This is a genomic window from Streptomyces sp. SDT5-1, assembly GCF_052245995.1.
Classification (GTDB): domain Bacteria; phylum Actinomycetota; class Actinomycetes; order Streptomycetales; family Streptomycetaceae; genus Streptomyces.
The window spans coordinates 4323465-4341474 of sequence record NZ_CM125963.1 but is presented as its reverse complement, the minus strand read 5'-3'; the positions used below and the strand labels follow the sequence as shown (position 1 = coordinate 4341474).

18 protein-coding genes and 2 tRNA genes are annotated in these 18010 nt (G+C 68.8%); 11 read left to right on the top strand and 9 right to left on the bottom strand.

Annotated elements, in window-relative coordinates; translation table 11 throughout:
• Positions 1–84: 84 nt before the first annotated feature.
• A tRNA-Ala gene (locus tag ACTWJ8_RS19995) sits at positions 85–157 on the top strand.
• Between the two features lie 90 nt (positions 158–247).
• Here the strand turns inward: ACTWJ8_RS19995 and ACTWJ8_RS19990 are convergent.
• The gene (locus ACTWJ8_RS19990) at positions 248–946 is read right to left on the bottom strand and encodes a DUF5324 family protein (protein ID WP_356386608.1); all 699 of its coding nucleotides are present in this window, start codon (positions 944–946) and stop codon (positions 248–250) included.
• A gap of 282 nt (positions 947–1228) precedes the next feature.
• Between ACTWJ8_RS19990 and ACTWJ8_RS19985 the strand changes: the two genes are divergently transcribed.
• Together ACTWJ8_RS19985 and ACTWJ8_RS19980 are read left to right on the top strand one after the other, a co-directional pair.
• Positions 1229–1756, top strand: a complete 528-nt coding sequence (locus ACTWJ8_RS19985) for a peptidylprolyl isomerase (RefSeq protein ID WP_356386611.1) — start codon at positions 1229–1231, stop codon at positions 1754–1756.
• A 137-nt stretch (positions 1757–1893) separates the two neighbouring features.
• A complete protein-coding gene (locus tag ACTWJ8_RS19980; RefSeq protein WP_443259925.1) occupies positions 1894–2793 on the top strand; it encodes a rhomboid family intramembrane serine protease in 900 nt (299 codons plus the stop codon).
• A gap of 286 nt (positions 2794–3079) precedes the next feature.
• On the opposite strand, the gene crgA is transcribed toward ACTWJ8_RS19980, so the two are convergent.
• Positions 3080–3337, bottom strand: coding sequence for a cell division protein CrgA (gene crgA, locus ACTWJ8_RS19975; RefSeq protein ID WP_356386617.1), 258 nt, complete (start codon positions 3335–3337; stop codon positions 3080–3082).
• Between the two features lie 153 nt (positions 3338–3490).
• On the opposite strand from crgA, the gene ACTWJ8_RS19970 reads away from it, so the two are divergent.
• From ACTWJ8_RS19970 to ACTWJ8_RS19945, 6 genes are all read left to right on the top strand, one after another.
• Complete coding sequence (locus ACTWJ8_RS19970) at positions 3491–4258, top strand: DUF881 domain-containing protein (protein WP_356386620.1); 768 nt, start codon at positions 3491–3493, stop codon at positions 4256–4258.
• Between the two features lie 29 nt (positions 4259–4287).
• Positions 4288–4989: a class E sortase gene (locus ACTWJ8_RS19965; protein WP_356386623.1), complete on the top strand. Its 702-nt coding sequence runs from the start codon at positions 4288–4290 to the stop codon at positions 4987–4989.
• A 41-nt stretch (positions 4990–5030) separates the two neighbouring features.
• Positions 5031–5192 (top strand): hypothetical protein, encoded by a 162-nt coding sequence (locus ACTWJ8_RS19960; protein WP_306322671.1) that lies wholly within the window; start codon positions 5031–5033, stop codon positions 5190–5192.
• The gene (locus tag ACTWJ8_RS19955) at positions 5189–5836 is read left to right on the top strand and encodes an aminodeoxychorismate/anthranilate synthase component II (protein WP_443259924.1); all 648 of its coding nucleotides are present in this window, start codon (positions 5189–5191) and stop codon (positions 5834–5836) included. The genes ACTWJ8_RS19960 and ACTWJ8_RS19955 overlap by 4 nt, the downstream gene beginning before the upstream one ends.
• Positions 5833–7128, top strand: a complete 1296-nt coding sequence (locus ACTWJ8_RS19950) for a class E sortase (protein WP_443259923.1) — start codon at positions 5833–5835, stop codon at positions 7126–7128. The genes ACTWJ8_RS19955 and ACTWJ8_RS19950 overlap by 4 nt, the downstream gene beginning before the upstream one ends.
• Positions 7129–7189: 61 nt before the next feature.
• Positions 7190–7930 (top strand): class E sortase, encoded by a 741-nt coding sequence (locus ACTWJ8_RS19945; protein WP_356386631.1) that lies wholly within the window; start codon positions 7190–7192, stop codon positions 7928–7930.
• Positions 7931–8017: 87 nt separating this feature from the next.
• On the opposite strand, the gene pknB is transcribed toward ACTWJ8_RS19945, so the two are convergent.
• The 6 genes from pknB to ACTWJ8_RS19915 all read right to left on the bottom strand — a co-directional run bounded on the left by pknB (position 8018) and on the right by ACTWJ8_RS19915 (position 16175).
• Positions 8018–10018 carry a Stk1 family PASTA domain-containing Ser/Thr kinase gene (gene pknB, locus ACTWJ8_RS19940; RefSeq protein ID WP_443259922.1) on the bottom strand — a complete coding sequence of 667 codons (2001 nt, stop codon included), beginning with the start codon at positions 10016–10018 and terminating at the stop codon, positions 8018–8020.
• Between the two features lie 199 nt (positions 10019–10217).
• On the bottom strand, positions 10218–11678 hold the full coding sequence (locus tag ACTWJ8_RS19935; protein WP_356386637.1) for a peptidoglycan D,D-transpeptidase FtsI family protein: 1461 nt from the start codon (positions 11676–11678) through the stop codon (positions 10218–10220).
• Positions 11675–13102: an FtsW/RodA/SpoVE family cell cycle protein gene (locus ACTWJ8_RS19930; RefSeq protein WP_356386640.1), complete on the bottom strand. Its 1428-nt coding sequence runs from the start codon at positions 13100–13102 to the stop codon at positions 11675–11677. Before ACTWJ8_RS19930 ends, ACTWJ8_RS19935 begins: the two co-directional genes overlap by 4 nt.
• A gap of 25 nt (positions 13103–13127) precedes the next feature.
• On the bottom strand, positions 13128–14642 hold the full coding sequence (locus ACTWJ8_RS19925) for a Stp1/IreP family PP2C-type Ser/Thr phosphatase (RefSeq protein ID WP_356386643.1): 1515 nt from the start codon (positions 14640–14642) through the stop codon (positions 13128–13130).
• A gap of 158 nt (positions 14643–14800) precedes the next feature.
• A complete protein-coding gene (locus ACTWJ8_RS19920) occupies positions 14801–15313 on the bottom strand; it encodes an FHA domain-containing protein FhaB/FipA (protein ID WP_356386645.1) in 513 nt (170 codons plus the stop codon).
• A gap of 10 nt (positions 15314–15323) precedes the next feature.
• Complete coding sequence (locus tag ACTWJ8_RS19915) at positions 15324–16175, bottom strand: DUF3662 and FHA domain-containing protein (protein WP_356386648.1); 852 nt, start codon at positions 16173–16175, stop codon at positions 15324–15326.
• Between the two features lie 360 nt (positions 16176–16535).
• Here ACTWJ8_RS19915 and ACTWJ8_RS19910 point away from each other — a divergent pair.
• A tRNA-Leu gene (locus tag ACTWJ8_RS19910) sits at positions 16536–16619 on the top strand.
• A gap of 129 nt (positions 16620–16748) precedes the next feature.
• Here the strand turns inward: ACTWJ8_RS19910 and ACTWJ8_RS19905 are convergent.
• Positions 16749–17402: an FMN-dependent NADH-azoreductase gene (locus ACTWJ8_RS19905; protein WP_356386651.1), complete on the bottom strand. Its 654-nt coding sequence runs from the start codon at positions 17400–17402 to the stop codon at positions 16749–16751.
• A 127-nt stretch (positions 17403–17529) separates the two neighbouring features.
• Here ACTWJ8_RS19905 and ACTWJ8_RS19900 point away from each other — a divergent pair, with 127 nt between their 5' ends.
• Entirely contained in the window at positions 17530–17892 is a 363-nt protein-coding gene (locus ACTWJ8_RS19900; RefSeq protein ID WP_356386654.1) for a winged helix-turn-helix transcriptional regulator, read from the top strand.
• The last annotated feature ends 118 nt before the right edge of the window (positions 17893–18010 follow it).

Sequence of the window (18010 nt, the reverse complement as noted above, 5' to 3'; positions counted from 1 at the left end):
TTGCAGGATTCAGGGCAGGACCCGGTACTCTGGTCCCCGGTGCCGCACCGGAGCAGGAATCTTCCGGTGGGACGCATCGTTCTCGGGGCCTTAGCTCAGTTGGTAGAGCGCTGTCTTTGCATGGCAGATGTCAGGGGTTCGACTCCCCTAGGCTCCACAGCGGAAAGCCCCTCCGGCCAGGTTCTTCCTGGCCGGAGGGGCTTTTGCCGTATCGGTGCCCGTACGGGCGTCGGCGCCCGGCGGAGTGTCAGCGCTCGTCCTCCACGGAGGTGTCCGCCTCGGCCTGCTTCGCCTGGACCTCGGGGTCGAGAATGTCCTGGCCGCTGCCGTCGACGGAGGTCAGCGGCGCGCTGTCGGGGACCTCGGTGGCGGCCGGCGGCTCCACGAGCCAGTCCGGGTTCGCCTGCTTGTCCCACCACTTCCAGGCGGCGAAGGCGCCGCCCGCGATGACGCCGAGCACGACGAGGCGCTTGGCGACGCGGCCGGTGCGGGCCCGGCGCTCGTGCTTGCGCACCAGCTTGCGGATCTCCTTCGGCGTGACGTCGCCACGCAGTCCTGAGTAGGCGGCGCTGCCGCGGGCGGCCGCTTCCCTGCGGACCGGCTCGGAGGCCGCGACGGCCTGCTCGATGCGCGGCTTCGAGTACGCCGCGGCCTGCCGGGCGGCCTCGCGGGTGCGGGTCGCCGCGTCGTGCGCGGCCTGGTCGAGCTTCGGGGGGACATGCGTCCGCGCCTGCTCGAGGCGCGGTGCGAGGTGCGCGTCGTACTGGGCGCGCGCCTGGTGTGCGGCCTGCGAAACCTTGGGTCCGAGCGCGACGCGCGCCTCCTGCGCGTACGTCGTGGCGCGGTCCCTGGCCGACTCGGCGTAGGGCGCCACCACTTCCGCGGCATGCAGCACGCTGTCCTTCGCCGAGCCGGTCGCGGCACGCACGCTGTCGATGCGGGTCACGGGATCCTCCTCCTCGGTGGCGTACAGGTTTTTCACCTTTCCACCCTTTTGCGGATCATGCCTGCCGGGAGCGTCATTGCGGTGGTAAGGCTTGGTACGGCTTGATAAAGGGACTTGGCGACGACAATGCCACGGATCGCGGCGGGGCGCGCCTCTTCGACTCCGAGTAGACCGGTTTTCTGCCGCTGAAACCCCCGCACAACCCTGACAAGTCCGGCCGGGGTCACCGGGGTCGCGCCGTGCGAGGATCTGTGGTGCACAGAACTCAACGGAAGGCAGATCGTGGCCGAGCAGCTGTACGCCACTCTCAAGACCAACCTGGGGAACATCGAGGTGCGGCTGCTGCCGAACCACACGCCCAAGACGGTCAAGAACTTCGTGGAGCTCGCCAAGGGCGAGCGTGAGTGGACCAACCCGGAGACCGGGGAGAAGTCCACGGCGCCCCTCTACGACGGCACGATCTTCCACCGCGTCATCGGCGGCTTCATGATCCAGGGCGGCGACCCGCTGGGCAACGGCACGGGCGGCCCCGGCTACCAGTTCGAGGACGAGTTCCACCCCGACCTGGCCTTCACCAAGCCGTACCTGCTGGCGATGGCGAACGCGGGGCCGGGCACGAACGGCTCGCAGTTCTTCATCACCGTCTCGCCGACCGCCTGGCTGACCCGCAAGCACACCATCTTCGGCGAGGTCGTCGACGAGGCGAGCCAGAAGGTCGTCGACGCGATCGCGGGGACGCAGACCAATCCGCGCACCGACCGCCCGGTCAACGACGTCGTCATCGAGACCGTCTCCGTAGAGACCCGGTAGTACCGCAGGGAACCTTTTCGCCCCGCTCGTCCGTCGCCTGTTCGTAGGCACGGGGAGCGGGGCGGTGCGTTGCGCGGTCGCGCGACGCCCACGTACACATCCGACCGCCCGAACCGAGACCCGAGGGGACGACCGCCATGGACCAGGCGCCCGGCAGTCCGCAGAACCCGCAGGACGCCCAGGGCCTGCCCGGCTGCTACCGGCACCCGGACCGCCCGACCGGCATCAGCTGCACCCGCTGCGAGCGGCCGATCTGCCCGGAGTGCATGGTCAGCGCGTCCGTCGGATTCCAGTGCCCGGAGTGCGTGCGCAGCGGTTCGGGGACCGGCCACGCGCCGGACGCGAACCAGCCGCGGACCATGGCGGGCGGCACGATCACGTCCGACCCGCGCCTGGTCACCAAGGTGTTGATCGGGCTCTGCCTGGCCTTCTTCGTGGTGCAGCAGGTGGTCGGCAGGCAGTTCGACGAGCGGTTCGAGATGCTGGGCCTCGCCTGGGTGCCCGACCTCGGCGGGCTCGAGGGCGTGGCGGAGGGGCAGTGGTACCGGCTGCTCACCGCGATGTTCCTGCACGGCTCGTACGTCCATATCGCCTTCAACATGCTCAGCCTGTGGTGGATCGGCGGACCGCTGGAGGCGGCGCTCGGCCGCGCCCGTTACCTCGCGCTCTACTTCGTGTCCGGGCTGGCCGGCAGCGCGCTGACCTACCTGCTCGCCGCGCAGAACCAGCCGTCGCTCGGCGCCTCCGGCGCGATCTTCGGACTGTTCGGTGCGACCGCGGTCCTGATGCGGCGGCTCAACTACGATCTGCGGCCGGTCATCGCGCTGCTCGTGATCAACCTGATCTTCACGTTCAACCCGGCCTTCAACATCGCCTGGCAGGCCCACATCGGCGGTCTCGTCGGTGGACTGGTCGTCGGCTACGCGATGGTGCACGCCCCGCGGGAGCGGCGCGCGCTCGTGCAGTACGGGACCTGTGGCTTGGTGCTGCTCGCCGTGTTGATCACCGTCGTCGTCAGGACCGCTCAGCTCACCTGAGCCCGGTTCTCCACGGATGTCGACCGAAGTTGTCCACAGCGAGTGGTGGATCTTGTGCATCCCGTGGGGAACAGCTGTGCCCCCTGTCGTCAACCTGGGTTTGACCAGCAGAGACAAGGGGCGAACAGGTGGTCGAGTGGGACCGAGCCGGTCACACCGGCGTCAACACTCAGTGGGTTATCCACAGATCATGCGACCTTTTCCACGGCTGTGGAAAGCCGCCGAAAGTCTGTGGATAACTCAGGGGATAGCTCAGGGCAGAGCTATCCCCACAGGGCCGGAGACGCTACTTCCACTGCGTGGAGACGCCGAATCCACCGGCGATGAAGCCGAAGCCCACGACGATGTTCCAGTTGCCGAGCGCCTTGATGGGCAGCGTGCCGTCCGCCACGTAGAAGACGACGATCCAGACGAGTCCGATGAGGAAAAGCGCCAGCATCACCGGCGCGACCCAGCCGCGGTTGGTCAGCTTGACGTTGGTCGCCTGCTTGGAGGCCGGCGGCGGCGTGTAGTCGGCCTTCTTGCGGATACGTGACTTCGGCACGAGGGTCTCTCCTGTCGATGCGCTGCGTGGCCGCGCAGAGTACGTGGGCTGGCTCCGGAGCAGCGTACAAGGGGAAGTTGTGGGGATTCCCAGTGCTCCGCCGGGCGTCCGTTAGCGTAGTGCTTCCGTGGCGTCGAAGGAGATAAGGGTACGTTGAGCAATTCCGCCGACCCTGCCAAGAGTTCCGCCCGTGGGCGCCTGCGGCCCGTGCGGCTGCTCACCGTTGGCGTTTTCGCCCTCGCCGGCCTCATCTTCTTCACCAGTTTCAATACGGCCAAGGGCACCAATATCCGGACGGACGGGTCCCTGCTGAAGCTCTCCGACCTCATTCAGGAGCGCAGCCGCAAGAACAAGGACCTGGAAGCGGTCAACAGCGGGGTCCGCGGTGATGTGGAGCGCCTCGCCGAGCGGGACAACGGCTCCACCCAGGCCGACGACGAGAAGCTGACCGCCCTGGAGAAGGCCTCCGGCACGAAGAAGCTCAAGGGCGAGGCGATCTCCGTCACACTCGACGACGCCCCGCCGAACGCCGCCCCCAAGCTCCCCGGCTACCCCGACCCCCAGCCCAACGACCTGGTCATCCACCAGCAGGACCTCCAGGCCGTGGTGAACGCCCTCTGGCACGGCGGCGCCAAGGGCATCAAGGTCATGGACCAGCGCCTGATCTCCACGTCGGCCGTCCGCTGCGTCGGCAACACCCTGATCCTCCAGGGCCGCGTCTACTCGCCCCCGTACAAGATCACGGCGGTCGGTGACCCGGAGAAGTTGAAGCAGGCGGTCGCGGCCTCGCCCGAGATCCAGAACTACATGCTGTACGTCAACGCCTACGGGCTCGGCTGGAAAGTCGAGGACGACGGGGCGGTGACTCTTCCCGGTTACTCGGGCACAGTGGATCTCCACTACGCGAAGCCCGTGAGCTAGCCATGGAGTAGCCGCCGTCTGGGGGGCCTGTGTCGGTACGTGTCGCCATCAGGACATTCAGCGAACTGTGCATCACCGTCGGCGCCTTGATCGTCCTCTTCGTGGCGTACGTGCTGTTCTGGACCGGTGTGAAGGCCGACAGCGCGATGGGCGGGCAGATCGACCAGCTCCAGGACCAGTGGGCCAAGCGGCCGGTGGCGAGCGCGACCCCCGACGGGCAGGGGCAGGCCAGCACGGCGCCGCCCAAGCCACGCCCGTACGCGGACGGCAAGCCCTTCGGTGTGATGTACATCCCCCGGCTCGGTTTCACGTGGAACAAGCCCGTGCTGGAGAACACGAAGGTCGACACCCTCAAGAAGGGCCTCGGGCACTACGCCGGCACGGCCCAGCTCGGGCAGAAGGGGAACTTCGCGGTCGCGGGCCACCGGCGCACCTACGGCGACCCGTTCAAGGACTTCCCCAAGCTCAGGCCGGGTGACCCGGTCGTGCTCACCGACGGCACCACCTGGTTCACGTACGTCATCGACACCAAGCCGTACAAGACGCTGCCCAGTGATGTCGGGGTGATCGATCCGGTGCCGCGGAAGTCCGGTTACCAGGAGCCCGGGCGCTATCTGACGCTGACGACCTGTGAGCCGGAGTGGGGCCACAGCCACCGCCTGATCGTCTGGGCGCATCTTGATGCCACTCAGCCTGTGGAGGCAGGCAAACCGGAAGCGCTGCGCCGTTAGTCTGGTGCCGTAATCGCAGAACGGTGGAAGGGGAGCCCGGCATGTACGGCTGGATCTGGCGGCATCTGCCGGGGAACACCTGGGTGAGGGCAGGCATTTCGGTCCTGCTCGTCCTGGCGGTCGTGTACGTCCTCTTCCAGTACGTCTTCCCGTGGGCCGAGCCGCTGCTGCCCTTCAACGATGTGACGGTGAACGGCCAGTGAGCACGAGCAAGACCCGCATCCTCGTCGTCGACAACTACGACAGCTTCGTCTTCAACCTCGTCCAGTACCTGTACCAGCTGGGCGCCGAGTGCGAGGTCGTGCGCAACGACGAGGTGACCACCGCGCACGCCCAGGACGGTTTCGACGGCGTGCTGCTCAGCCCGGGACCGGGCGCCCCCGAACAGGCCGGTGTCTGCATCGAGATGGTGCGGCACTGCGCGGCGACCGGGGTGCCGGTCTTCGGCGTCTGCCTCGGCATGCAGTCGATGCAGGTGGCGTACGGCGGCGTCGTGGACCGCGCCCCCGAGCTGCTGCACGGCAAGACCTCGCTCGTGCGCCACGAGGGCAAGGGCGTCTTCGCGGGCCTGCCCGACCCGTTCACCGCGACCCGCTACCACTCGCTGGCCGCCGAGCCCGGCACCGTACCGGAGGACCTCGAGGTCACGGCGCGCACCGAGGACGGCATCATCATGGGCATGCGCCACCGCGAACTGCCCGTCGAGGGCGTGCAGTTCCACCCCGAGTCGGTGCTCACCGAGCACGGCCACCTGATGCTCGCGAACTGGCTCGTGGAGTGCGGGGACGCGGGCGCGGTCGCCAGATCGGGCGGGCTCGCGCCGGTCGTGGGCAGGGCCTCGGCGTGACCGCACTGCGCCCCGAGCATGACGGCGGTTCCGGCGGGTTCGAGGATGCCGTGCGCCGCCTCGACGACCCGCTGAACGACCCGTTGCCGGGGCAGCACCCGTCGCCGTGGTTCCGGCCGTCGGGGGCGCAGGAGCAGCAGCAGGCGGCCCCCGTACCGGAGCCCCGCGTCGAGCCGGAGCCCGAGTGGTACGACCCGGAGGGCTACGCCCAGGACTGGTACGGGAACGCACAGCGGCAGACGGACCCGCTTCAGGCGGCCCAGCAGCACACGGCCCCGACGCCCACGCCCACGCCGGCCCCCGCGCCCGTACGAGAACCCGTACAAGAACCTGTACGGGACTCCGTGCAGGAACCCGCCCCCGAGCCCGCGTACGAGCAGCCGGAGCCCGGCCCCGTGCTCGACGACGAGACCGTCGCCCTGCGCACCGCCGACACCCGGCGAATAGTCGAGACCCCGCCTGCCGTCGGCGGCCGGGCCGCCCGCAGGAAGGCCGCCAAGAAAGGCGGAGCACGCGGCGGCCGGCACTCTGCGGCAGCGGCGGACACCGACGGCGCGACCGAGGCGGACGGAAAGCCGCTGACCCGGGTCGAGGCGCGGGCCGCCGCGCGCGCGGCCAAGCCGGGCGCCGGGGTGATCGCGAGCCGCGCGGTCGGCGAGATCTTCATCAGCATCGGCGTGCTGATGCTGCTGTTCGTCACCTACCAGCTGTGGTGGTCGAACATAAGGGCACACGACATCGCGGGCAGCGCCCGGCACAGCCTCGAGGACGACTGGGCCAACGGCAAGCGCAAGCCCGGCGCGTTCGAGCCGGGGCAGGGCTTCGCGATCCTCTACATCCCGAAGCTGGACGTCGTCGTGCCGATCGCGGAGGGCATCAGCAAGCCGCAGGTCCTCGACAAGGGCATGGTCGGGCACTACGACAAGGACAGCATTCCGACGGCGATGCCGAGCGCGAAGCAGGGGAACTTCGCGGTCGCGGGGCACCGCAACACCCACGGCGAGCCGTTCCGGTTCATCAACCGTCTGCAGCCGGGCGACCCGATCGTCGTCGAGACGCAGGACACGTACTACGTGTACAAGATGGCGAGCATCCTGCCGCAGACGCCGCCGTCGAACACCGCGGTCCTGAACCCGATCCCGGCGGGCTCCGGGTTCACCAAGCCGGGCCGGTACATCACTCTGACGACGTGCACTCCGGAATTCACCAGTACGTATCGAATGATCGTCTGGGGCAAGATGGTCGAGGAGCGTCCGCGGAGCAAGGGCAAGCCGGACGCGCTCGTCGAATAACCGGGGACTACCGGACACCGGGCATCGGGCAGTACGGCGTACAGAGACGGGGCATGACGCAGTGGCAGCGACGACCGACCATGGGGAAGAGTCCGACGCGAAGGGCTCCCCACGCCCGCCCTCGCCCCGGCGCGGCCCGATCGCGACGGCCGTCAGCGTCTTCGGCGAACTGCTCATCACCGCGGGCGTGATCCTCGGCCTCTTCGTCGCCTATTCACTGTGGTGGACCAACGTCGTCGCGGATCGTGCGGCGGGCCGGCAGGGCGACAAGGTCCGCGACCAGTGGAAGGGCAACGGCGGCCCCGGCGCCCTGGACACCAAGAACGGCATCGGCTTCCTGCACGTCCCCGCGATGAGCAAGGGCGACGTCCTGGTCGAGAAGGGCACCGACACCAAGATCCTCAACGACGGTGTCGCCGGGTACTACACGGACCCCGTGAAGGCGACGCTGCCGACGAGCGGCAAGAACGGCAACTTCTCGCTGGCCGCGCACCGGGACGGGCACGGCGCCAAGTTCCACAACATCGACAAGATCGAGAAGGGCGACCCGATCGTCTTCGAGACCAAGGACGACTGGTACGTCTACAAGGTCTACGACATCCTCCCGGAGACCTCGAAGTACAACGTCGACGTCCTCGACAAGGTCCCCGAGGAGTCCGGCAAGAAGAAGCCCGGGAAGTACATCACCCTGACGACCTGCACGCCCGTCTACACGTCCACGTACCGGTACGTGGTGTGGGGCGAGCTGGAGCGCGTCGACAAGGTGGACGCCGACCGCACGCCGCCGAAGGAACTGCGCTAGCCGCTTCCGTCGGTCGACACCACAGCACCGCGCCCGCCGTACGGACTCCGTACGGCGGGCGCGGTGCTTGCTGCTGCGGGCGCGGCGTCAGCCGCCGAGGGCGCCTCCGAAGATGCCGCCGCCGTCGTTCCCGCCGTTCCCGTTGCCTCCGCCCCCGCCGATGGTGGTCAGCGAGACCGTGGTGTTCTCCGGGTCGGACGGGGTGTTGGCCGCCGGGTCCTGGGAGATGACCCGGGCGTCGTCGCCCTGGTCGGAGCCGTCGGCGAACTGGACGTTCTTGAAGCCGGCGTCGTTCAGGATCTTCTTGGCGTCCTTCACCTTCTGGCCGACCACGTTCGGGACCGGCGTCTGGGCGCCCGCCTTGGCGACCTTCAGCGTGACCGTGGAGCCGGGCTCGGCCTGGCTGTCCGCGGGGAGGCTCTGGGCGAACACCTTGCCGGGCTCGGCCGCGGTGCTCTCCTCCTCGGTGCAGCTCGCCTCCAGCTTGCTGTCCTTGAGCTGCTGGGTGGCCTCGTCGCAGGAGAGGTTGCCGCCGGCCACGTTCGGAACGGTGACGAGCGCCTTCTTCTTCGCGACGGTCAGGGTGATCTCGGTGCCCTTCTCGACCTTGCCGCTCGACGGGTTCTGCTTGATCACCGTGCCGGGCGTCCGGTCGGACTCCTCGACCGTCTTGGTGACGTTCTTGAAGCCCTTGTCGTTCAGCTCCGAGAGCGCCTCGTCGTAGGAGAGGCCCTTGACGTCGGGGATGGAGACCTTCGGGGCGCCCGTGGAGACCGACACCGTGACCGTGTCGTTCTTGTTCACCTCGGTGCCGGACTTCGGGTTCTGCGAGCAGATCTGGCCCTTGGGGTAGTCCTCGCAGGGGCCCGACTTGCTGGAGTCCAGCGTCAGGTCACGGTTCTCGGCCATCTGCTTGGCCTCGCTCACCGTCTTCCCGACGAAGTTCGGCGCCTTGAACGACTGGCTTCCGGCGCTGTCGCCGCTGAAGATCCACTTGCCGATCAGGATGGCGCCGATGAGCACGAGGATGCCCGCGGCGATCAGCAGGATCGTCGACGTGCGGTTCTTGCCCGAGCGGCGCCGGTCCGGCCGGTCGTCGTAGCCGAAGCCCCCGTCGTCCGGGTTGGTCGGCGGCAGCATCGACGTCTGGCCCGCGCCGTTCTGCGGGCGCAGCATGGCGGTCTGCTGGTCGTCGGGGTGGCCCCCGCCGTAGCCGACCGCGCCCATGGCGGCCGTGGCGGCGACGGGCTGACCGTCGAGGCAGGCCTCGATGTCGGCGCGCATCTCGTCGGCCGACTGGTAGCGGTAGTCCGGGTCCTTGGTGAGGGCCTTCAGCACGATCGCGTCCATCTCGGGCGTGATCTCGGGGTCGAAGACCGACGGGGCCTGGGCCTCCTCCCGGACGTGCTGGTACGCGACGGCGACCGGGGAGTCGCCGACGAACGGCGGCCGCACGGTCAGGAGCTCGTACAGCAGGCAGCCCGTGGAGTACAGGTCGGAGCGGGCGTCGACCTGCTCGCCCTTGGCCTGCTCGGGCGAGAGGTACTGCGCCGTGCCGATGACCGCGGCGGTCTGCGTCATCGTCATGCCGGCGTCGCCCATCGCGCGGGCGATGCCGAAGTCCATGACCTTCACCTGGCCGGTGCGGGTCAGCATGACGTTCGCCGGCTTGATGTCACGGTGGACGATGCCGGCACGGTGCGAGTACTCGAGGGCCTGGAGGATGCCGACGGTCATCTCCATGGCGCGCTCGGGCAGCAGCTTGCGGCCGGAGTGCAGCAGCTCTCTGAGCGTGGAACCGTCGACGTACTCCATCACGATGTACGGGATGGAGACCTGGTCGACGTAGTCCTCACCCGTGTCGTACACCGCCACGATCGCGGGATGGTTGAGCGAGGCGGCCGACTGGGCCTCCCGGCGGAACCGGGCCTGGAACGACGGGTCGCGCGCGAGGTCCACCCGCAGCGTCTTCACCGCCACGGTGCGACCGAGCCGGGTGTCATGGGCGAGATAGACCTCCGCCATGCCACCACGGCCGAGCACCTGGCCCAGCTCGTACCGGCCGCCGAGGCGACGCGGCTCTTCCATTACCTACCAGCCCTCTCCGTCGGTCCCGACCGTCCCGTTCGGGTCGGGCGGTGTGCTGTCCGGGCCATACGGTACCCGGCTCGCTCAGCGTGACCTGGCCACCACCGTGACCCGTGACAGGACCGGTATCGCCACGTGCGTCTCTGTGAACGACGAGTGACCGGGCTCACAAGGAGTGGTGAATCCGGGGTTCGCTCCGTCACTTCTTGCTGTCCACGACCGCCTTCATCACGTCCCGCGCGATCGGGGCGGCCAGACCGCCACCGGAGATGTCGTCGCGGTTCGCGCTGCCGTCCTCGACCACCACGGCGACGGCGACCGGCGAACCGGAGGACGTCTTGGCGTAGGAGACGAACCAGGCGTAAGGCTTCTCACTGTTGTCGACACCGTGCTGGGCGGTACCGGTCTTGCCGCCGACGGTGACGCCGGGGATCTTGGCGTTGGTGCCGGTGCCCTCGTTGATGACGGTCTCCATCATCGACTGGAGCTTCTGCGCGTTGTCCTCGGAGAGCGGCCGGCTCAGCTCCTTCGGGTCCGTCTTCTCGATGGTGTCGAGGTTCGGGGCCTTCAGCTCGTCGACCATGTACGGCTCCATGAGCTTGCCGTCGTTGGCGATCGCCGAGGCGACCATGGCCATCTGGAGCGGGGTTGCGGCGGTGTTGAACTGGCCGATCGAGGAGAGCGCGGTCTCCGACTTGTTCATGTCGTCGGAGAACACGGACTTGTTCGAGCGGACGGGGATGAACTGCTCCTTGTTGAAGCCGAACTTCTCCGCCTCCTCGAGCATCGACTCGTTGCCGAGGTCCGAGCCGATCTTGCCGAAGACGGTGTTGCAGGAGACCCGCAGGGCGTTCCGCAGTGTGGCGTTCTCACACGGGATGTTGCCCTCGTTCTTCAGCGGGGTCGTCGTGCCCGGCATGATCCACGGCAGCGGGGTGTCGGTCTTCTGGTCCGGCTGGTACTTCCCGCTCTCCAGCGCGGCCGCGGCCGTCACCAGCTTGAACGTCGAGCCGGGCGGGTACGTCTCGCGCAGCGCGCGGTTCAGGAGCGGCTTGTCCTTGTCCTTGTCGAGGCGCTGGAACGTCTTGCCGTCCTCGGTGGAGTTCCCGGCGAAGGACGACGGGTCGTACGACGGGGTGGACGCGAGCGCGAGGATCTTGCCGGTGGACGGCTCGATGGCGGCGACGGCGCCCTTGCCGCGGTTCTTCAGACCGTCGTAGGCGGCCTTCTGCGCGTCCGCGTTGAGCGTCGTGACGACGTTGCCGCCCTCCTTCTGCTTGCCCGTGATCATGTCGAGGGTGTTGCGGAAGAAGAGCCGGTCGTCGTTGCCGCTGAGGATGCCGTCCTCGAGGTTCTCGATCTGGCTGGCGCCGACGACCTGCGAGGCGTACCCGGTGACGGGCGACCACATGGGCCCGTCCTTCCAGGTGCGCTTGTACTTGAGGTCGGTGCCGGTGGTCGCCTTCGAGCCGGTGATCGACTTTCCGTCGACGATGATGTCGCCGCGCGGCGTGGAGTACCGCTCGATGGCGACGCGACGGTTCTCCTTGTTGGAGGCGAGCGAGTCGGCCTTCACGTACTGGAGCCAGTTGTCGCGGATCAGGAGGCCCAGGATCAGGAGGCCGCAGAAGATCGCGATACGGCGCAGGGGCTTGTTCACGGTCGGACCACCTGGGTCATCTCGGCGTCGGGGCTTGGCGTCGGGCTGGGCGCGGGCCGCCGCGCCGTGTCGCTGATCCGGATCAGGATGCCGATGAGCGCCCAGTTCGCGATGACGGAGGAACCGCCGTACGCGAGGAAGGGCATCGTCATACCGGTCAGCGGGATGAGCCCCATCACACCGCCCGCGACGACGAAGACCTGAAGCGCGAAGGCGCCGGAGAGGCCCACGGCGAGCAGCTTGCCGAAGGGGTCGCGGGCCGCGAGGGCCGTGCGCACGCCGCGCTCCACGATGAGTGCGTAGAGCAGCAGGATCGCCATCAGGCCCGCGAGGCCGAGCTCCTCGCCGAAGGTGGCGAGGACGAAGTCGGAGTTCGCGGCGAAGCGGATCAGCTCGGAGTGGCCCTGGCCCCAGCCGGTGCCGAGGGTGCCGCCGGAGCCGAAGGCCCACAGCGCCTGCATGGCCTGCTCGGAGTGCCCGGCCACGCCCTGGCGGCTGAGCATGTACTCCTTCATCGGGTCCAGCCAGGCGTCCACACGCTGCTGGATGTGCGGCTCGAACGTGGCCACACCGACGGCGCCGACCGCGGACATCAGCAGACCGAAGACGATCCAGCTGGTCCGCTCCGTGGCGACGTACAGCATGATGACGAACATTCCGAAGAACAGCAGCGACGTACCGAGGTCGGTCTCGAAGATCAGGATGAGGATCGAGATCGCCCAGACGACGAGGATCGGACCGAGGTCGCGGCCGCGCGGCAGGTACAGGCCCATGAAGCGGCGCGAGGCCAGCGCCAGGGCGTCCCGCTTCACCATCAGATAGCCGGCGAAGAAGATCGCGAGGACGATCTTCGCGAACTCACCGGGCTGGATGGAGAAGCCGCCGACGTGGATCCAGATCTTGGCGCCGTAGATGTTCTGGCCGAGGCCCGGAACGAGCGGGAGCAGCAGCAGGACGACCGCGCCGAGCATCGAGATGTAGGTGTACCGCTGCAGGACGCGGTGGTCCTTCAGGAAGAACAGCACCACGATGAAGAGCGCGATGCCCATCGCCGTGTACATCAGCTGCTTCGGCGCCGCGCTGCCCGCCTGGTCGATCGACTGGAGCAGCTTCGACTGGTCGAGCCGCCAGATGACGACGAGGCCCAGGCCGTTGAGCAGCGTGGCCAGCGGCAGCATCAGCGGGTCCGCGTACGCCGCGAACTTCCGTACGACGAGGTGGGCGACGCCCGCGAGCAGACCGAGGCCGAGCCCGTAGCCGAGCAGGCCCGCGGGGACCTCGCCGTCGATGGCGAGGCCCACATTGGCGTACGCGAACACCGGGATGATGACGGCGAACACCAGGAGCGCCAGCTCGGTGTTGCGCCGACTGGGTGCTCCGATCGCTCCAATGGTCGACGTATGCGTCGTGGAGTTACTACTCATGGCGTGCTGAGGCCCCCAACGGCTTCTACTGCTGCGCGCACGCCTTGGCCAGCTGCTGCTCTTCCTCGGAGAGAGTGGGGCCAGGGGTGGGCGTGGGAGAGGTCTTGGACTTGCCGGACGACGACGGGCTCGGCGTGGGTGTGACGGTGCGGTACGACGCCTTGGACGCCGTCCCTCCCGTGGAGGTTCCGCCCGCTTCGCCCTCGCCGGTCTTCGCGTTCTTCTCGTTCTCGGCCTTGTCCCGCGCGGCCTGCTTCTCGCATGCGGTGGCCTGCGCGGACAGTTCCTGGATCTTGTCCTGGGCGGCGGCCAGGTCGCCTTCGGCGATGGTCGCCTCGACCTGTTTGCGCTGGTACGGCGGGAGGTACTTGAGCTGGATCTCCGGGTGGTCCTTGTCCACCTTGGACAGGCTCACCCAGGCGAGGTCCTGGCTGATGCCCCGGTACAGCGCCACGTGCTCCTCGTTGGTGCCGACGTAGTACTGGGTCTGGGTCCACCGGTAGCCGCCGTAGAGGCCGCCGCCGATGACGGCCAGGGCGAGCACCGTGTAGAGGGATCTCTTCAGCCACCTGCGGCGCGGCCGCGGCTTCACGAAGTCCTCGTCGGAGTACGCGAAGTGGTCCACGGCGCCGCTGTCGGGCGGGCCGAACTCGCCGCCTCCGCCGGGCACCGGGCCGTGGCCCTGGCGGCCGAGTCCGGCGGCGCGGCCCGCGGGGGTCTCCATGGCGGAGCCCTCGTGCAGCGCCTGCTGGTTCTCGGCGACCGCGCCGACGACGACCGGGGCGTCCGACAGCTGACCGGCGAGGGTGTCCCCGCTGTCGATGTCGAGGACGTCCGCGACGATCACCGTGATGTTGTCGGGGCCGCCGCCGCGCAGCGCCAGCTGGATCAGGTCCTGGACCGTCTCCTGCGGGCCCTGGTAGCTGGCGAGGGTCTCCTCCATCGTCTGGTGGGAGACGACGCCCGACAGGCCGTCGGAGCAGATCAAGTACCGGTCACCGGCCCGCACTTCGCGGATCGAGAGATCGGGCTCGACGTGGTCGCCGCTGCCGAGCGCGCGCATCAGGAGCGAGCGCTGCGGGTGGGTGGTGGCCTCTTCCTCCGTGATGCGGCCCTCGTCGACGAGGCGCTGCACCCACGTGTGGTCCTGCGTGATCTGCGTGAGCACGCCGTCGCGCAGCAGGTACGCACGCGAGTCGCCCACGTGTACGAGGCCGAGCCGCTGGCCCGTCCACAGCAGCGCGGTCAGGGTGGTCCCCATGCCCTCGAGCTGGGGGTCCTCCTCGACCATCATGCGGAGCTGGTCGTTGGCCCGCTGCACGGCGGTGCCGAGCGAGGTCAGGATGTCCGAACCCGGCACGTCGTCGTCGAGCGCGACGATGGTGGAGATCACCTCGGAGGAGGCGACCTCGCCGGCGGCCTGGCCGCCCATGCCGTCGGCGATCGCGAGCAGCCGGGGACCGGCGTAACCGGAGTCCTCGTTGCCCTCGCGGATCATGCCTTTGTGTGATCCGGCGGCGAAGCGCAGTGACAGACTCATGCGCACCTGCCCAGCTGGCTCAGACTCCGGGTACAGCCGGTCGTGTCGAACCACACTGCCCACCCTCCGGTCGGGAGCGCGCCGGTGTCCGGGCCCGCATCGGCCGGGACGTCCGCGACGGCCCGCTCGCTCCGCTCGCGCTCATTCATGACGTAGCACTACTTCCGCAGCTCGATGACGGTCTTGCCGATGCGGATCGGCGCGCCCAGCGGGACGGGCTGGGGCGTCGTGAGGCGGGTCCGGTCGAGATACGTGCCGTTGGTGGACCCGAGATCCTCGACGATCCACTGGCCGTCCCGGTCCGGGTAGATCCTGGCATGCCGGCTCGACGCGTAGTCGTCGTCGAGCACGATCGTGCTGTCGTGCGCGCGGCCGAGCGTGATCGTCTGCCCCTGCAGCGCCACCGTCGTACCGGTGAGGGTGCCTTCGGAGACGACCAGCTTGGTGGGGGCGCCGCGCCGCTGCCGGCCACCGCCGCCCTGCTGGCGCTGCTGCGGCGGCGCGGACTGGCGCGCGGCCTGCTGCGGGCGCCCGCTCTCACGGCGCGAACCGCGCTGGGTGACGCGCGTACCGAACAGGTCGCTGCGGATGACCTGGACGGCCACGATCACGAACAGCCACAGAACGGCCAGGAAACCCAGCCGCATGACCGTCAGGGTCAGCTCTGACATTGCCCCCGCTTCACCCTTCGGCTTGCCGGTAAACGATGGTGGTTTGGCCCACGACGATCCGCGAACCGTCGCGGAGCGTAGCGCGGGTGGTGTGCTGCCCGTCCACCACGATGCCGTTGGTGGATCCGAGATCCTGGATCGTCGAGGGCGTTCCGGTCCGGATCTCGCAGTGCCGGCGCGATACGCCGGGGTCGTCGATCCGCACGTCGGCCTCGGTGGACCGGCCGAGCACGAGGGTGGGGCGGGAGATCTGGTGGCGTGTGCCATTGATCTCGATCCAGTGGCGCACGCGGGCGCCGGGCAGCGGGCCCGCGTCGGCCTGCTGTCCCGACCCGGCGTGAGCCGGCTGGGGTGCCTGCGCCGGACGGCCCGGAGGGGCCGAGGGCATCGGCGGGGCAGCGGCGGGCTGCGGGTATCCGTAGCCCCCGGGTGCCTGGTGCGGCCGGGCGGCCGGCGCGGGGCGCTGCTGCGGGCGCTCCTGGCTGGTGGAGGACGCGAGGGTGCGGCTGCGTACCCGGTACAGACCCGTGTCCAGGTCGTCCGCCTTCTCCAGGTGCACCTTGATCGGGCCCATGAAGCTGTACCGCTGCTGCTTCGCGTAGTCGCGCACCATGCCGGACAGCTCGTCGCCGAGCTGGCCCGAGTAGGGGCTCAGCCGCTCGTAGTCGGGCGCGCTGAGCTCCACGATGAAGTCATTGGGGACGACGGTTCGGTCGCGGTTCCAGATCGTCGCGTTGTTGTCGCACTCGCGCTGCAGCGCGCCCGCGATCTCGACGGGCTGCACCTCGGACTTGAAGACCTTGGCGAAGGTGCCGTTGACCAGCCCCTCGAGGCGCTGTTCAAACTTCTTCAGGACTCCCATGAGGCACCTCCTCCTTCGTAGCCGTCCTGCCTTCTCGGTACTGCTTACCTTCTTGGTACTGCTTACTGATCGTATCCACGCGTCGGGAAATCGGCTGGTTCCCCCTGTCCGCCTGCTCGATGAGTGTCGACGCTCACAGCCCTCGTCCGGGCCCCTATGTGGGGATCGTAGAGGTGGCCTCCCGAACAGTGTCCCGTACGCGGCTGTGGACCGTGGGCGATCCGGACTCCGCCCCCTCTCCGTGTGCCCGCTCGGCGGCCCCGGGAACGGATGTGAATCCACCCTCCGCAGCGTGCTAATGTTTTGTTCGTCGGAAGGCGCCGGGCCCACAAGGGCAAGGAGCCGGAGGACACACCCAATGCGCGGGTGGCGGAATAGGCAGACGCGCTGGATTCAGGTTCCAGTGCCCGCAAGGGCGTGGGGGTTCAACTCCCCCCTCGCGCACAGCGAAAAGCCCCGCAGATCTTCGGATCTGCGGGGCTTTTGCGTTGCCGGGGGGCGGCGGGACGCACATAACCCACAGGGCGGGGCCCTGTGGGTTATGTCACGTCTCTAAGGAAGGTGCGGCGCTGCTCAGGCGGCGACGCGGGCGGCGACCGCCTTGCCCTTCTCCTGGGCGTCGGCGAGAGCCTTGTCACGGGAGGCCTCGAAGAGCGGGACAAGCTCGGCCATCGCCGGGTTCTGCGGGGCCATGGTCAGCTCCGGGACGATGAAGTCCAGGTCGAGGCCGAGGGCGTCGCGCAGGGTCGCGCCCAGGAAGTTCTGCACGTACTCGAAGCCCTCGCGCGGGGTGCCCGGCGCGTAGGAGCCGCCGCGGCTGGCGACGACGGTGACCGGGGTGCCCTTGGCGGACTGGGTCTCGGGGCCGGAGGTGCGGCCCATGAGGATCACATTGTCGAGCCACGCCTTCAGCGTCGACGGAATCGAGAAGTTGTACATCGGGGCGCCGATCAGGATCGCGTCCGCCTGCTCCAGCTCCTCGATGAGCTTGATGCGCTCGGCGAAGACGGCGGCCTGCTCGGGCGAGTGGGCGTCGGCGGGGGTGAAGCCGGCCAGGTGGGAGGCGGCGGTGATGTGCGGCACCGGGTTCGCGGCCAGGTCGCGGTAGACGACCGTGCCCTCGGGGTGCTGCTCCTGCCAGGCCTTGCGGAAGGCGTCGGTGACGGCGCGCGAGGCGGAGTTCTGGCCGTCGAAGACGGAGGAGTCGATGTGGAGCAGGGTGGCCATGGATCTCTCCCGTGGGGGTGCGTGCGCCCCGTTGGGTCCCGGAGCGCGATAATTGAGTATGTAACTAGTAATAGCACAGGGGCTTACTTTTTTTCATCCCCGTACGGGAAAGCAGTACGCTGGGGGCATGGTGGGCAGCGGGGCAAGGTGTTCGACGGTCGACATCGGGATGACGCGCGTCTTCGGACTGCTGGGCAAGCGGTGGACGGGGCTGATCGTGTCCGTCCTGATGGGCGGCCCCCGGCACTTCGCCGACCTGCGCCGGGCCATCCCCGGGATCAGCGAGCGCATGCTCTCCGACCGGCTGACCGAGCTGGGCGCGGCGGGACTCGTCGTGCGCCAGGTCGACGAGGGGCCGCCGCTGCGCGTCTCCTACCGGCTCTCCGCGGCGGGGGCCGCGCTCCAGCCCGCGCTGAAGGAGCTCGGCGAGTGGGCCGAGAAGTACCTGGGGGCCGAGGGCGGGACGTGCCCGGAGGAGTTCCGGAAGTAACGGGCCCGCGGAGTGAAGCAACGGGCCTGCCGAGTGAGCGAGTTGTGCACGTGCTGAGGGTTTTCCACAGGCCCTGACGCGTCTTTCCGACCGGCGGTACGGTCGTCTCCGAGCGCAC